General features: G+C 51.0%; 15 protein-coding genes, 1 tRNA gene and 1 pseudogene. 4 read left to right on the top strand and 13 right to left on the bottom strand.

Translation table 11 applies throughout. The features are described 5' to 3' along the window. Positions 1–8: 8 nt before the first annotated feature. The 3 genes and pseudogenes from B9Z32_RS05450 (at position 9) to B9Z32_RS05440 (ending at position 2,104) form a co-directional block, all read left to right on the top strand. The gene (locus tag B9Z32_RS05450; RefSeq protein WP_108420279.1) at positions 9–1,643 is read left to right on the top strand and encodes an ion transporter; all 1,635 of its coding nucleotides are present in this window, start codon (positions 9–11) and stop codon (positions 1,641–1,643) included. Positions 1,644–1,691: 48 nt separating this feature from the next. Beyond that, positions 1,692–1,898 (top strand): annotated as a pseudogene (locus B9Z32_RS05445) (urease accessory protein UreD); the annotation flags it as partial. A 118-nt stretch (positions 1,899–2,016) separates the two neighbouring features. Beyond that, positions 2,017–2,104: transfer RNA gene (locus tag B9Z32_RS05440), tRNA-Ser, on the top strand. Positions 2,105–2,185: 81 nt separating this feature from the next. Here B9Z32_RS05440 and B9Z32_RS05435 read toward each other — a convergent pair. From B9Z32_RS05435 to B9Z32_RS05425, 3 genes are read right to left on the bottom strand one after another with little or no spacing between them, the layout of a single operon-like run. Then, positions 2,186–3,703, bottom strand: coding sequence for a S41 family peptidase (locus B9Z32_RS05435; RefSeq protein ID WP_108420278.1), 1,518 nt, complete (start codon positions 3,701–3,703; stop codon positions 2,186–2,188). A 43-nt stretch (positions 3,704–3,746) separates the two neighbouring features. After that, positions 3,747–4,433, bottom strand: a complete 687-nt coding sequence (locus B9Z32_RS05430; RefSeq protein WP_108420277.1) for an RraA family protein — start codon at positions 4,431–4,433, stop codon at positions 3,747–3,749. 48 nt (positions 4,434–4,481) lie between these two features. Next, complete coding sequence (locus B9Z32_RS05425) at positions 4,482–5,498, bottom strand: tripartite tricarboxylate transporter substrate binding protein (RefSeq protein WP_108420276.1); 1,017 nt, start codon at positions 5,496–5,498, stop codon at positions 4,482–4,484. Positions 5,499–5,721: 223 nt separating this feature from the next. On the opposite strand from B9Z32_RS05425, the gene B9Z32_RS05420 reads away from it, so the two are divergent. After that, a complete protein-coding gene (locus B9Z32_RS05420; protein ID WP_108420275.1) occupies positions 5,722–7,416 on the top strand; it encodes an FAD-dependent oxidoreductase in 1,695 nt (564 codons plus the stop codon). A gap of 41 nt (positions 7,417–7,457) precedes the next feature. Here B9Z32_RS05420 and ccmI read toward each other — a convergent pair whose 3' ends face one another. From ccmI to B9Z32_RS05370, 10 genes are read right to left on the bottom strand one after another with little or no spacing between them, the layout of a single operon-like run. Continuing rightward, complete coding sequence (gene ccmI / locus B9Z32_RS05415) at positions 7,458–8,708, bottom strand: c-type cytochrome biogenesis protein CcmI (RefSeq protein WP_108420274.1); 1,251 nt, start codon at positions 8,706–8,708, stop codon at positions 7,458–7,460. Further along, positions 8,705–9,205 carry a cytochrome c-type biogenesis protein gene (locus tag B9Z32_RS05410; RefSeq protein WP_108421020.1) on the bottom strand — a complete coding sequence of 167 codons (501 nt, stop codon included), beginning with the start codon at positions 9,203–9,205 and terminating at the stop codon, positions 8,705–8,707. Before B9Z32_RS05410 ends, ccmI begins: the two co-directional genes overlap by 4 nt. A gap of 28 nt (positions 9,206–9,233) precedes the next feature. Further along, entirely contained in the window at positions 9,234–9,821 is a 588-nt protein-coding gene (locus tag B9Z32_RS05405) for a DsbE family thiol:disulfide interchange protein (protein WP_108420273.1), read from the bottom strand. 45 nt (positions 9,822–9,866) lie between these two features. Beyond that, complete coding sequence (locus B9Z32_RS05400; protein WP_108420272.1) at positions 9,867–11,795, bottom strand: heme lyase CcmF/NrfE family subunit; 1,929 nt, start codon at positions 11,793–11,795, stop codon at positions 9,867–9,869. A 16-nt stretch (positions 11,796–11,811) separates the two neighbouring features. Then, positions 11,812–12,264 (bottom strand): cytochrome c maturation protein CcmE, encoded by a 453-nt coding sequence (ccmE, locus tag B9Z32_RS05395; protein WP_108420271.1) that lies wholly within the window; start codon positions 12,262–12,264, stop codon positions 11,812–11,814. After that, on the bottom strand, positions 12,264–12,452 hold the full coding sequence (gene ccmD / locus B9Z32_RS05390) for a heme exporter protein CcmD (RefSeq protein ID WP_108420270.1): 189 nt from the start codon (positions 12,450–12,452) through the stop codon (positions 12,264–12,266). Before ccmD ends, ccmE begins: the two co-directional genes overlap by 1 nt. Next, positions 12,449–13,225: a heme ABC transporter permease CcmC gene (gene ccmC, locus B9Z32_RS05385; RefSeq protein ID WP_108420269.1), complete on the bottom strand. Its 777-nt coding sequence runs from the start codon at positions 13,223–13,225 to the stop codon at positions 12,449–12,451. Before ccmC ends, ccmD begins: the two co-directional genes overlap by 4 nt. Before the next feature lie 15 nt (positions 13,226–13,240). Beyond that, on the bottom strand, positions 13,241–13,909 hold the full coding sequence (ccmB, locus tag B9Z32_RS05380; protein ID WP_108420268.1) for a heme exporter protein CcmB: 669 nt from the start codon (positions 13,907–13,909) through the stop codon (positions 13,241–13,243). Next, on the bottom strand, positions 13,906–14,520 hold the full coding sequence (ccmA, locus tag B9Z32_RS05375) for a cytochrome c biogenesis heme-transporting ATPase CcmA (protein ID WP_108420267.1): 615 nt from the start codon (positions 14,518–14,520) through the stop codon (positions 13,906–13,908). The genes ccmB and ccmA overlap by 4 nt, the downstream gene beginning before the upstream one ends. 35 nt (positions 14,521–14,555) lie before the next feature. Next, positions 14,556–15,014 carry a hypothetical protein gene (locus tag B9Z32_RS05370; protein ID WP_108420266.1) on the bottom strand — a complete coding sequence of 153 codons (459 nt, stop codon included), beginning with the start codon at positions 15,012–15,014 and terminating at the stop codon, positions 14,556–14,558. Positions 15,015–15,096 lie beyond the last annotated feature (82 nt).

Here is a 15,096-nt window from a genome sequence, read left to right as displayed (position 1 = left end):
ACACGATCATGCAAATCAATGACTTAGAAGCCCAACTCATCACCGACCACGAAACCCACATTTCGAGCGATTTACCCTTTCGGCAATGGCTTTATGCTTGGCTGTTAAACCCTCACATTGAGGGCAATTATCAAAAAACCATCGACAGGTGGATTGCCATCTTGATTGTGGCCAATTTGTTCGTGCTGATCTTCGAGCACGTTCCTGCCATCAATGCAATTTATTCAACCTGGTTTCATTACTTTGACGTGGCCTCAGTGGTCATTTTCACCATTGAGTACTTGGTTCGTTTCTACCTAGCGCCCGAAGACGAAGAGTTTAAAAAGCACCGATTCGCGCGGGCCAAATATGCCACCAGCCCCTTTGCCATCATTGATTTGATTGCCATCCTGCCGTTCTTTTTGCAAGCCTTTATTTCCATTGACTTGCGCTACCTTCGATTCTTGCGACTGCTGCGAATCTTGAAACTCTTTCGAGTTTTAATTCCGGCTTACAAAGCATTCAAAATTGCCAACGAAGGGCGAACCTTCCGCCAGCGCGTGCATGCTCTTGTATTTCCCAGTGCCTACGGTGGCGAGTTGCACAACCTTTATGACTCTTTCATTGTGGTCTGGGTGATCGTCTCGGTGTTGGCCGTGATCTTGGAATCTGTGCACAGCGTTCATTACTTACTGAACATGGAGTTCCTCATTCTGGATGCCATTGCGGTGTCCATCTTCACGCTGGAATACACCTTGCGCATGTACTGTTGCGTTGAAGAGCCTGGGTACAAGAAGGCCGTTGCGGGAAGGCTCAAAATGGCCAAATCCACCTCGTCCATCATCGACTTGTTGGCCATTGCTCCTTTCTTCTTAGAGGTGTTCTTGCACCACCTGATTGACTTGCGATTCATGCGAGTGTTCCGGTTGCTTCGATTGCTCAAGCTCACGCGCTATACGGGTGCTACACAATCACTGATGAAAGTGATCGCTCGCGAATGGCCTGTGATGGCCGCCTCGGCCTTCATCATGTTGTTGCTGGTGGTGATGACCGCCAGCTTGGGCTATTTGTTTGAGCACGAAGCGCAGCCCGAAAAGTTTGAGAACATTCCCCAATCCATTTACTGGGCGGTGATCACTCTGGCCTCTGTGGGTTACGGCGATATTTCACCCGTCACACCCGCTGGCCGCGCTATGACCATTGTGCTAGCTTTGATCGGCATTGGTATTTTTGCCATCCCTGCTGCGCTTTTGTCTTCTGCTTTCAGTGACCAACTTAAATCGGACCGCGAAGCCTTGGTGAACAAGCTTTTCGAAATGCTGTCAGATGGTAATATTGACGAAGAAGAGGCTCTGTACATCAAAACAGAAGCCAAGCGCTTGCACTTGAGTGATGAAGAAGTCAAACTCTTAATTGAAAAGGCCAAGCGAGAACGTGAATTGATGGACGATGTAGCGACTTTACCGCTGCATAAAATAGCAGCCAATACAGACCACACCATTGAACACTTCAAACACTTGTTAGGCCAAGTCAGACAACTCAGCTTGCTGACCGACCAAGACAAGTTCCACGCGGCTGTTGACAGCTCAGAACGTTTGACGGAAACAGACAAAAAGCTCTGGACCTTGATTGCCCTTCAGCAATCAGCTTCTAAAGAACACTGATCACCATGGCATGGCGCGCAGATCTCAAACTCGATTACACCCTTGAATCACAGCGTGCTGGTGCATCCACCTGGCGGCTTGGTTGGGGGCGACACTCTGGATATTCAGGTCACAGTTGGCGAGGGTGCGCATGGCTTGATCAGCACCCCCGGCGCAACGCGCTTTTACAAATCGGGCGGCAAGCCTGCACTTTAGCAAGTGACTGCCACATTGGCGCCCAACACTCGGCTTGAATGGCTTCCACTCGAAGCCATTGCCTAAATCGAAACCCAAAGCATGCTCATTTAATTGGGGTCAGATCAACATTAATTTTCCCCGCCCTTCGTACTCTGCCCCAAAATGGGCTTAGAACGAGGTTACAATTCCTCCCGCAGGAAGTGTGGCAGAGTGGTCGATTGCACCGGTCTTGAAAACCGGCGGCTCGAAAGGGTCCGTGAGTTCGAATCTCACCGCTTCCGCCAACGGATCATAAAAAAAGCCCCTTACGGGGCCTTTCTAATTTGTCCACCCACCTTTTCACATGGGCCAGCACCAAAACTGTTTCAAGGCTTAGCTTGTAAAAACTTGTTGTTTTGCCAATCAGGCCTGAGCAAAACGCCCTGATCTCGAAGCCCCATGCCCAATAAGTCTTGCGAGCCGATGGCAAGCCCCGCAGCTTGGCTGCATGACTGCCCTTGCATTCTCTTGATGGCAACTGACAACATGCCCTCGGAAGCATCGCCCAATGGACGACTCAAATCATCGAGAACCGTGCACTGAGGCGTCATACCATCAGAGAATCGACCTTCAAATTTGGCGTTCACACCTTCCATTTCCATGGCGCCATAGGTGATGCCGCAATTGTCTTGGGGATAAAACCCATAAGGTTTGCCGCACGTGGTGCCGCCAATCAACTCCACTTGTACATCAATGCCGCGCAGACCGTTGATGAATGACTCACTGGCAGAGCAAGTTCCACTGCTTGCCAACACATAAATTTTGGCCAAGCCCAATGAGGGATAAGCTTGGTTATTCAGGCCAAAGCTGTTGAAGTACATGGCGTAGTTTTCTGAACTTCGTTTGTCGGAAAATTGAGTCCACTCAAAAACTTTGCCTTGCGCTTTTTCTCTGCCAGCCACCGAATACGCCAAGGCATTGGCAATGGCCAAATAGCCACCCCCGTTGTATCGCAAATCGACCACCAGATCGGAAATGGCCTGTTGTTTGAAATAGGTCATGGCTTGAATCAGATAAGCCTCAGCACCGGGAACATGGCTGTTAAAAAGTAAGTACCCAATTTTCTGCGAACCCACATTCAAAACTTTGTACTCAACTTGCTGCAAGGTAATGACTTCTGCCTGCATGGTCACATTGAGGGTCTGGCCAGCTCTCAATATTTGGAATTGATGCGGCGCAACTTTGGTGGGCCGTAAACCTTCATTGAAGATGCTGGTCGCTTCAGCGCTTGTGTCATTGACGGATGCACCGTCAATGCTGATGATTTGATCTCCCCTGGCCAAACCTGCATTTTTGGCAGGCGAATTTGGATAAACATAGGCCAAAGTTAAAACCTTCTGACCCGCTTGGGTGCTGGTTTTGAGCATGAAGCCGTAGCCGCGCAAACTGCTTTCAACAAAGTTGTTCCACTCCGTAGAGTCAATGATGAAACTGAACTTATCGACCAAAGTGCCTATGGCAGTTTTAAGAGGCGTTTTGGAATCATTGAAGTAATTGAGCAGTGAGTTCCAAACATCTATGACGCCACCCTTTAGTACGTTGTAGCGAGAATCGTTTTCATTGATATTTGGTATGTCCTTGTACCAAAGGTATCTTTCAGACATATAGGCCTTGACCCATTTTTTTTCATCAGCCAATTCACCTTGCTGGCTGGGTTTGGAAGACTTGGCCGCGTAAGGGCTGTCCTTCGTACAAATTTGAGCCAACTCCCTTGAGGTAGGTGGCCTAGCTGAAGCTGAGTTGTCTTGGCCGCCGCTACCGCCGCCGCATCCAACCAAAAAAAGTCCCAAGGTGCACATCAAAATGGCACGTGATCTGAACATCAACAATTTCTGAGAAGACATTTTGAAAGTTCGTTCGTTTGTCACACATTCAGACCAGACCGCTTTATCCCGCTATCTTTTTGTAATCTGGACTTTGCAGAACATGATAATGGTTTTGCCGTCTTGCCTCGTCCATTCGCATGCCTGAACGAATAGCCGCACGCACAATGTTTTCTTTGCGCGTAATTTCCTCCGCATATCCCAGCACTTGATCTTGCAAAGCTTTGGGAATCACAACCACACCGTCAGCATCGCCGCGAAGCAAATCACCTGGGTATACCGTCACGCCCCCAATTTGCACAGGCACTTGCAAACCTGCCAATTGAATACGCCCCTTGCCGGTGCGCATCCAGCTGCCTCGACTGTAAATTGGATAGTTAAGCTCGCTGCACAAAGCAACGTCACGGTTAATGCCGTCAATCACTGTGCCGGCCATTTTTCGCTGATGAGCCATCTCTGTGAGAATGTTTCCCCAGGTGGTCATGTGGTCATGGCCCCGGTTGTCAATCACAATCACACTGCCTGGTTCTACATCGTCAATGAAGTCGCCCACATGGCCTTCCTCGCCATGGGCTGCAGGGCGGTACAACACGGTGTAAGCGTGGCCAGCCATTCGAAACTTTGGATCGCAAGCCTTGATTTGATAACACTGGCCCGCCACGCCAGATCGGTCGAGCGCGTCGCTTAAAGCGGCGCAGTCAAGCGCCAAGGCGCGCTGCACAAATGATGCAGAAGAATTTTGAGTGGTCATATCAAGATGATCGGTGAATAAAGAAAGCGCTGTAAAAGTTCTAAGTACTTAGTCGGCACGGATGTTGGCAGTCTTGATAACTTTGGACCAGTACTGAATATCTTTGCGAACCACGGAATCGAGCTGAGCGGGCGGCATATAGCGAATTTCAACACCCGCCGCTTCAGCAGACTTGCGCACGCTGAGCGACTCCATGGCCAGCTTCACAGCCTCAGTGAGTTTTTGCACAGTAGCGGGGGGCGTACCCATGGGTGCAAAGAGCGCTACCCAAGCTTCGAGTTCAAAACCTGGAAAACCTGCTTCGGCAGCTGTGGGGACATCAGGCATCAAGGGAATTCGCTTGCTGGCAGCCACTGCCAATGGGCGCATCTTGCCAGACTGCACAAAGCTGACCAATGACGGCGGTGTGGCCACAGTCATTTGCACATTGCCCGCCACGACGTCCAACATGGCCGGGCCCGCGCCTCGGTAAGGAATGTGGGTGATAAAGACATTGTTTTGCTGCTTGAACAATTCCACACCCACGTGCGGCACCGAGCCGTTGCCCGATGTGGCGTAGTTAAGTTTGCCTGGATTGGCACGCGCCAAATCGACGAATTCACGCAGGGTTTTGGCAGGCACGGAGGGGTGAACAGCCATCACATGCGGCGATACAACCAGCATGCCCACAGGGGTGAAGTCGCGCAGCGGGTCCCAAGTGAGGTTGGGAAACATGGAGGGATTGCCCACGTGAAACATGGAATACCCAACCAGCAGGTTGTGGCCGTCTGGTGCCGACTTGGCCACAAAACTGGCCGCAATGTTGCCACTGGCGCCCGCCTTGTTGTCAATCACCACGGGCTGCCCCAAAGTTTGAGTCATTGGAGGCACCACCATGCGGGCCACGGTGTCCAAAATGCCGCCTGGGGGCACGGGCACGATCAAGTTGACTGGACGGCTGGGGAAGCTTGTTTGACTCTGGGCTACGCCAGGCACAAACTGCAAACTCAACGCCATGACAAGCCCTAGCGTAGATGAAAAGCCAGCGACTTTGCTGGCGCTTGTCACAAATTTTCTAAGTTGCATGCTGATGTTTCCTGTTGGATTGGAGGTTAGTTGTCTTTGTTGTCTTTGTATTGATAAATACTAGCGCGTTTGATTTTACGGACAAGTCACCTAAAGCGCTGAATTGAGACGGGATAAACCCCAAGAAAAGCTTCGCTAGAGTTGTCATAATCGCAGCCATGCAAACACACTACAAACCAATGGTTGAGCTTCATTCGTGGCGCCAAAATTTCAACTGAATGATATGACTCAATCTATTGAAACCAATGTGCTGATTGCGGGCGGCGGACCGTTTGGTCTGATGCTTGCCAACGAACTGGGTCGAAGAAACATTCGGTGCCTGCTGGTCGACCCCAAACCCAGCACAGCATTCAACCCACAAGCCAATGCCACCCAAGCACGAACCATGGAGCACTTTAGGCGTTTGGGTTTTGCCAACGAAATTCGCGCGCAAGGTCTGCCGCCACATCATCCTACCGATATTGCATACCTCACCCGCTTCAGTGGCACAGAGCTTGCCAGGCTCAGGTTGCCCACGGCCGCTGCTGCACCCCAAGCCATCAAGGCCATGTCGGGGTCATGGAGCGCGGCAGAACTGCCTCACCGTGTTTCACAAAAATTTGTCGAAGTGTGCCTTCGAAAGCACGCAGAAGAATTTGCAAGCAACGACATTCGCTATGGCTGGAAGCTTGAGTCATTTAGCGACAGCAGTGTTGACAAGGCCACAAAGCCCATTCAAGCCCTGATTGAACGTGTGAATGAATCAAGTCAAAACGCATCAACCACGCCAGAAAGAATTCAAGTTCATGCGAACTACTTGATTGGCGCTGACGGCGCTCGCAGTTCTATTAGGCATCATCTTCAAATACCTTGGGGTGGTGCAACGGGTTTCAAACGAAACTTCATGGGCGGCAAAATGCTGGCCGTCTACCTCAAAGCACCGCAGTTTTACCCGCGCAACCCAAACGACCGAGCTTGGATGTATGTGGCTGTCAACCCAGAATTGCGGGCCTTCATCATGTCGGTGGATGGCGAAAGTGAATTTGCGTTTCACGTTCAAATGTCAGACGATGCCAGCACAGAGGCACTCACTGCAGAAGATGCCAAGCGACTGTTTTCACTGGCCTTCGGACAGACTATCGACATTGAAATTCTTTCCATGGCCACATGGCTTGCAGGCCACGCTTTGGTGGCCGAGTCATTCCAGAAGGGTCATGTTTTTTTGGGAGGTGACGCGGTTCACTTGTTCACACCCACAGGCGGCTTAGGCTACAACACAGCCGTAGAAGACGCTGTCAATTTGGGATGGAAATTGGCGGCTGTGCTGAAAGGCCAGGCGCAACCACAATTGCTCAACAGTTACGAGCTTGAACGTAAGCCTTTGGCCATTCGCAACACCACGTATGCACGCCAGTTTGCCGACTCCATTGGACTGTTTGATGCAGACACCCGTTTAGAAGAAGCCTCCCCCGAAGGCGAACACGCTCGAAGCATTGCGTCCGATTATTTGAACGGCCATGTGCGCAGAGAGTTCAACATTCCCGGCGTGACTTTTGGTGGCCGCTACGACCAATCGCCTCTCATTGTTGCCGATGGCACACAGCCGCCTGAAGATGCAGCCAACACCTACACACCCAGCGCATGCCCCGGTGGACGCCCTCCGCACGCATGGCTACCCGATGGCAGTTCTCTGTTCGACAGTTTCAATTTTGAATGGACTTTATTGAGCCTGGGTGAGCCATATTCAGATGTGAGAGCGTTTGTGGAAGCTGCTGCAAAACTCAAACTAGATTTGAAAGTGGTCAAGCACGCTTCGAACGACTTGGCGCAACTCTATGAAGCCAACTTGGTACTGATCAGGCCCGATCAAATTGTGGCTTGGCGAGGTGCCGATACCACTCAAGCTGAAGCTATTCTCAAACAAGCTTGTGGTGCTTGATGACTCTAACTTGAGTGTGGCCTATTCTCAAAAGGCCAACATCACGGCATCTGATCCTTGATTTCTATTTTCAAACCTTTGGAGCCCACTTTCACTGGCCCCTCGCTGCCACCCGTCAAATCGCCTGATTGCGGCATGGCATTGCCAGACTTAGACACGCGCACCTTGATGAACACTTCACCTGCGTTAGAAAGCTTGCGATCAGGGGTCATGGCCGTTGAATCGTCAAGCGTGAAATTCAGTGGCAGTTGCGAGACGGTGGTCTTCATAATGGCCAATGGCATCCGATCGCCGTTGCCGGGTGTGGCATAGACAAAGACAGCATCGTTGGGGCTGGTCTTGGCCTTAAGTGCAGCAGACAAACTGATTTGGCCACTGACGTTGAGTGCTGAGGAAGCAGCAGCAGAGCCTGAAGACGTTGAGGAGCCAGTGGATGCAGCCTTCGCTGGCAAGCCCATGGTCTCACGCACCGTGGCAATGGCATTCTCCAAACTAGGCAAGTCAGGGTGGTTGGCCTCTAAAGGCTTGCGAGCTTGCTCCCAATATTTCAAGGCATCGGCATACTTTCTTTCAGCATAAGAGGCACTGCCCGCGGTAAGCAAGGCACCATAATGCTGAGGATCTTTTTGCAAAATGTCACGAATAACGCGCCAAGGCTCACCATCAAAATTACCTTGGCGTTGCATGGCCATCACCTCGATACGCTCCAACTGCAAATCGTCGTCGGCCGAAAGTTTGAGCGCGGCGTCATAGGCTTTGATGGACGCATCAAAATTTTCCAGTGTTCGATAGGTGCGGCCTAACATCACCCAACCTTGTAAATTCTCGGGTTGGCTTTGCAATTTGTCAGCCAAGGTCTCCGCCAGTTTGGCCAAATCTTTTTGATCCACTTGATCGGGCGATTTGAGCGCCATGGGGTTCAAAGCTTCAGGCTCACCCACCCACATGTAGAAGCCCATGGCACTGATTGGCAAGGCAACAGCCAAAACAACGGCTGTCCACACAGCAGGTTTTTCGGTTTTGGCAACAGGGTCATCGGCTGCGGATGTGTCTTCAAGCAAGCGCATGCTTAGCTCATCTCTAGACTGCTGCCATTCTTCATCACTGATGTGGCCACTGTCGTGCTCTCGGTCAAGATCTAAAATTTGATCGCGATAGACCTTGGCGTTGGCACTGGCTTGGCTGGCTTGGGTTAAGGGCTTTCTTTCACGCAGCAAGACCCACAAAAAAACAGCAGCGACGCACAACGCAATGCCAAATGCGATGACCACAAACAACATGCTGGCATTCATGGCTTATCTCCAGATTTCAAAAATTCTTGCACCTTGCGTCGGTCTTCATCGCTCAAAACAGGCCTGCTATTTTGAGCAGACTGACGTTGGCGCAAGTAATACGCCATGCCAACGATGGCCAACAGCAGCAGCAAAAAGGGACCAAACCACAAGACCCAGGTGAGCGGCTTCACTTCTGGTTTGTACAACACAAAGTCGCCATAGCGGGTGACCAAGTATTCTTTGATTTGCGAATCACTTCTATCTTCGCGAATGAGTTTTCTAACCTCTTCTCGCAAATCGTTGGCCAACTCTGCGCGCGAAGAAGCCAGCGATTCGTTTTGACACACCATGCATCGCAACTCTTCAGAAATGTGAATCAAGCGCTTTTCAACCAGCGGATCTTCAGCCAACAGAGCAGCCTCTTTGGCTTGAGCGGGCGCCAAAGCAAACAATGCAGACAACACCAACACGCTGGCCACACTCAGCCACTTTAGAAATACAGTTTGCAAATTCATGCGGTCTTTCACAAGCCTTTTCAAGGCATTAAGAAGCGTTCAATTTCTGCACCAAAGGCAAAATGGTTGACTTCAACAATTCTGGCGTGACCACGCCCACACGCTTGTAGCGAATCACGCCTTCTTTATCAATGACATAGGTTTCTGGTACACCATAAACACCATAATCGATGCCCACGCGGCCGTCCAAATCTATGGCAGACAAGACATAAGGGTTGCCATGTCGCTTGAGCCAAAGTGCACTGCGTTCTCGGGCAAATTGCAACTTCTCTTCAGGCGTCATCTTCTTGCCAGCAGGTTCATCTTGCGCCTGAACTTCCTTGTAGCTCAAACCCACAATGGGCAATTGGTTGGCTTTGGAAAAAGCCACCAAAATGGGATGCTCCTCGCGGCAAGCCACACACCAAGTGGCCCACACATTCAACATCCAGACCTTGCCCTTCATGTCCTGAGGCCCAAACTTGGGCGCATTGGCATCCAGCGTGTCCAAGGAAAATGCAGGGGCTGGTTTACCCACCAAAGGCGATGGAATTTCGCGCGGGTCGCGGTTAAGCCCTACGGCTAGGAAGATAACCAAACCCAAAAAAAGTCCGAGCGGAATTAAAAACTTTTTCAAAACAATGCTCTCAAACTAAATGGCTTAGGGGGCTTGGGCTGCATCTTACTGAGCAATACTGTTTGCCGACTTGCGATAGCGTCTATCGCTCACCGCCAAGAGCCCGCCCAGCACCATCAAAATAGAGCCGTACCAAAGCCAAGACACAAAGGGTTTGTAAAACACCCGCACACTCCACTGCATGCGCTCACCTTCAATGGGCTCACCCAAAGAAACATACAAATCGCGGAACAAGCCCGAGTCGATGCCTGCCTCGGTCATGGGCATGGCGGAAGAAAAATACTTGCGTTTTTCGGGGTACAACATTTCAAGGTATTTACCATCTTTGGTCACCTTGATATCACCGCGAAGGGCTTTGTAGTTGGGACCATCGACATCCGACACACCCACCAATTCGAAGCTGTAGTTTTCAATGGTGACCGTGTCGTTCAAGCCCATGCGCACATCGCGCTCAACCTCATAAGTTTTTACCATGGTAATGCCGACGGTGATCACAGCAATGCCCAAGTGGGCTAAGTGCATGCCCCAAAAAGAAGGTGCAATGCGACCTGGCTTTTTCATGCGGATGGCAATTTGCATGAGCAAACCCACCACCACCCAAGTGGCCAATGCCATGCCCATGCCGGTGAGCCAGGTACCACGTTCGGTGAGAGTCCAAATGGCAACGCCCGCCACCACAGCGGCCAATGCAGGCCAACGCAAATCGTGGCCCAGCTGTGCCCAACGCGCTTCGCGCCAGTGCGCAATGCCACCTGGCACCATCAAAAACACCACTGGCACCATGAGGGGCACAAACACCGCATTGAAGTAAGGCGCACCTACAGAGAGTTTGCCTAAATTAAGCGCGTCCACAATGAGCGGGTAAATGGTGCCCAACAACACCGCGCCTGTTGCCACCACCAACAACACACTGTTGGCAATCAGCATGGACTCGCGAGAGACCAAACCCATCTTGCCACCCAACGTGGCTTTGGGCGCGCGCCAAGCAAACAGCGTCAAAGAAACGCCGACCACCACCGCCAAGAAAATCAAAATAAAGACGCCGCGCTTGGGGTCGGAGGCAAAGGCATGAACCGATGTGAGCACACCCGATCGAACCAAGAAAGTGCCCAACAGCGAAAGTGAAAAAGCGCCAATGGCCAGCAAAACCGACCAAGCTTTGAAACCACCGCGCTTGTCGGTCACCATGAGGGCGTGTATGAGGGCTGTACCAAACAACCAAGGCATGAGGGAGGCGTTTTCAACGGGGTCCCAAAACCACCAACCGCCCCAGCCCAATTCGTAGTAGGCCCACCATGAACCCAAGGCAATGCCTGCCGTCATGAAAATCCAAGCCACGATGGTCCATGGCCGAGACCATCGCGCCCAAGCAGCATCCATTCGACCCGACAACAAAGCTGCCACAGCAAAAGCAAAGGCCACAGAAAAACCCACATAGCCCATGTACAACATGGGTGGGTGTATGACCAAGCCGGGGTCTTGCAACAAGGGGTTCAAATCTTTACCGTCTGCAGGCGCTGGCAACAAACGTTCAAAAGGACTTGAGGTGATCAAGATGAACATCAAGAAGCCGGTTGACACCAAGCCCAAAATGCCAATCACACGGGCCACCATGGCCAAAGGCAAAGTGCGAGAAAAAATGGCAACGGCCAAAGTCCATCCAGACAACATGAGCATCCACAACAACAAGGAGCCTTCGTGACCACCCCACACCGATGCAAACTTGTATTGCGTGGGTAGCAGTGAGTTGGAATGTCCAGCGATGTATTTGATTGAGAAGTCGTCGGTCAAAGCGCCATGCGCCAGCACAGCAAAAGAAAAAGCAATCAACAAAAATTGCAGTGTTGCAGCCGGTTTGGCCAAGGCTTGCCAGCGTTGGTTGTCGTTCAAGGTTCCGGCAAGCGGCAAAACACCTTGAACCAGCGCCACACACGCGGCCAGGATCAAGGCAAAGTGACCAATTTCAACAATCATTCAAAACTCTTTTCCATTATTTGTAGGGCTTCACAGATTGTGAAGCCTTGGCAGCAGCGGCCTGATCCAATGCGTGCTGTGCCTCAGGGGGCATGTAATTTTCGTCATGCTTGGCCAATACCTCGGCGGCAGCAAACAATTGGCCATCCGATATTTTGCCCTGCGCCACCACGCCCTTACCTTCTTTGAACAAGTCGGGCAAGATGCCCTTGTAAGTGACGGGCACATCGTGCGCAAAATCGGTAACCACAAATTGAACGTTTTCACCATCTTTGACGAGGCTGCCCTCTTTCACCATACCGCCCACCCGAAAGGCTTTGCCCTTTGGTGCTTCGCCTTTGTAAACTTGTGTGGGAGTAAAGAAGAAAACCAAATTGCTTTGAAAAGCATTCAAAACAAATACGCCTGCAATGGCCAATGCGGATATGCCCGCAGCAATCAATAAAAAACGTTGGTGTCTAGGTTTCATCAGGACCACTCCTTGCTGTTCTGTTCTGCAGCCAACTCATTGGCAATTTGATTCAGAGCTTGCGCACGTGCATGTTTGACCCAAAAAATTTCTACCAGCATGCACAGCGCAGTGACCCCGAAGCTACCCCAAACATAAAGACCATATCCACCCATGGCCCAAAAATCGTTCCAGCTGTTCCAAATCATGCTTGGGCACCTCCAGCCGTGTTCTTCATCATGCGCGCTTTGACCTCTGGCAAATTGGCTACCCACTGAGTATGCTTCTCGCGCACCAAGATAATGCTGCGCACTCGGTAAAGTGCCATGGCCACGGCAAACATCCAAAACGCAACACTCATGATAAGCATGGCCTCAAGCATCACTTGCGCCATGCTTGAGCCTTTGGTAATAGACACCGAGGCACCTTGGTGCAAGGTATTCCACCATTTCACTGAAAAATAAATGACGGGCACATTGAGTGCACCTACCAAGGCCAAGACAGCACCTGCTTTGTCTGCACGGCGAGGATCATCAATGGCGTTGGTCAGGGCAATGTGACCCAAATACAAAAAGAACAAAATAAGCTCAGACGTAAGCCTTGCATCCCAAACCCACCAAGTGCCCCACATGGGCTTGCCCCAAAGCGCGCCGGTCCAAAGGGACAAGAAGGCAAAAATAGCACCTGTGGGTGCCAAAGCCTTGGTCATCATGCCCGACAGACGCGTGTTGAAGGTCAGGCCCAGCAAGGCCCAAAAGGCCATAGCCAAATAAATCAACATAGACATCCATGACACTGGCACATGCACAAAAATAATGCGGTAGCCCTCACCCTGCTGAAAATCAGTAGGCGCTACAAACATGCCTAACCACAAACCCCAAACTGCAAGTGCAGTGGCCAAGCAAGCAAAAAGGGGCCAAAGCTTTCCGGCCAAAGGATAAAAGCTTTGGGGAGAAGCGTAAGAAAAGAGTTTTTGAATCATTGAATGAACGACTTCTTAGGATTCAAGTGAAATGCGCAGCGATGCCGCACTCGCCCAGGGGCTGAACACGGCCGCCACCAACACCAACGCAGCCAAAACAGACAAATGGGCAGAAGCGCCCAAACCGCTGATTTCAGCTTGAACGGCACCCGCACCAAAAACGAGCGCAGGCACATACAAGGGCAAAACCAACAAAGACAAAAGCACATCGCCGCCCCGAACGCCCAAAGTGAGCGCAGCACCAACAGCGCCAATCAAGGAAAGCACCGGTGTACCCAAAAGCAAACTCAAAGTCAAAACCCAAAGTGCGTTAGTGGACAGGTCAAATTGCAAGCCCAAAATAGGCGCCAACAAGACCAATGGCAACCCAGAGAGTAACCAGTGCGCCAAAATTTTGGCGGCAACCAGCAAAGATAAACTGTTGGGCGATAAGGCCATTTGCTCTAGTGTGCCATCGGCAAAGTCGGTGGCAAACATGCGGCTTAAAGACAGCATGCTGGCCAACAAAGCCCCCACCCACAAAATACCCGGCGCCACCAAACGCAAGGTATTCATTTCGGGCCCTATTCCCAAGGGAAAAAGGGCTGCCACCACCACAAAGAAGAAAACGGCCGTAATGACCTCATTCTTGCGCCTCAAGGCCAAGGTCAGGTCGCGTTTCACGATGGCCACAAATGCACTCATGCTGTCAACCTGTACGAATTTCCAGCGCCAGCCAGCGCCACGGCTTGGTGGCTGGTGAGCAATACCATGCCTTGATGGTGCAGGTGGGCATTGATCACACCCGACAGAACTTCCTGAGCTGCCAGATCGAGGGCCACAAAGGGCTCATCCAAAATCCACAATTTGGCGCGCGAACTCAGGAGTCTGGCCAAGGCAGTGCGCCTTTTTTGGCCCTGGGACAAAACCCGAACGGGCAATTGTTCCCTGCCGCGCAAACCCATCTTGGCCAGGGCTGACATGGCCTCCGGCAAAGAAAGCTCCTGCCCAGAAATAGCGGAGCTCACACGCAGATTTTCTAGGGGGGTGAGGTCTTCTTTGAGTGCCAATTGATGGCCCAAATAGGCCAAATCTTGTCGGAAATCGTCTGGATTTTGGGCCACAGATTGATTTTTCCAGCTGATTTCACCGTCTTCGAGGGCACTCAAACCACACAAAATACGCAGCAAACTGGTTTTACCAACGCCATTATCGCCCTCCAAGTGCAACCACTGGCCCGGCTCTAAAGTGAAGGAAACACCTGAAAAAAGGCGCTTGTCACCGCGGGAGCAAGATAGATTGGAAACACTGAACATGGGTATATATCATCGCAGAATATGCCCCTTCAAAATCACTGATCGTTTTTCTGCTCGTTTTCTTGAGCCAACTCAAGAGCCTGCTTTTCAGCTTCGGCCTTGCGATACAAAAACAAGACGTTGGGCAATCGATCCAGCATCTCTACCCACTCATATTCAAATGGAATTCCAACCCAATCGCCATTGGCCTTGAGGCCCGATATGCTCGCCTTAATCTGATGGCGCGCCACATCAAAGATTTTGAGCTCTTCTTCCGTCAAAGACTCCCGTTTGTTTTTGGTGATGTCAGCCTCCAAAACCACCAGCTTGTCGTGTTGTAGCGCCAGCTCTCGTTTGAGAGCTTCGCTGGAGCGTGCGCCGTTTTGAGGATGCTGAATTTCCTCTAATTTTTTTGAAATTTCTTGGAAGTTTTGTTGAGTTTGAAAATAAAAAATCAAAAAACCCGCCAAGAGAATAAAAAGTACTCCAATGACCAACAGTAAAAAATTGTCCATCCCGGACCTTTCCTCGTCAATATTTGACCTCATCCTACCCAACTGTCACCCAAGCGGCAACAGAGCTTGAAATTCAGTTAGC

The sequence above is a fragment of the Limnohabitans sp. MMS-10A-178 genome (assembly GCF_003063375.1).
Taxonomy (GTDB): Bacteria; Pseudomonadota; Gammaproteobacteria; order Burkholderiales; family Burkholderiaceae_C; genus Limnohabitans_A.
This window is presented reverse-complemented; position numbering and strand designations above follow the sequence as displayed.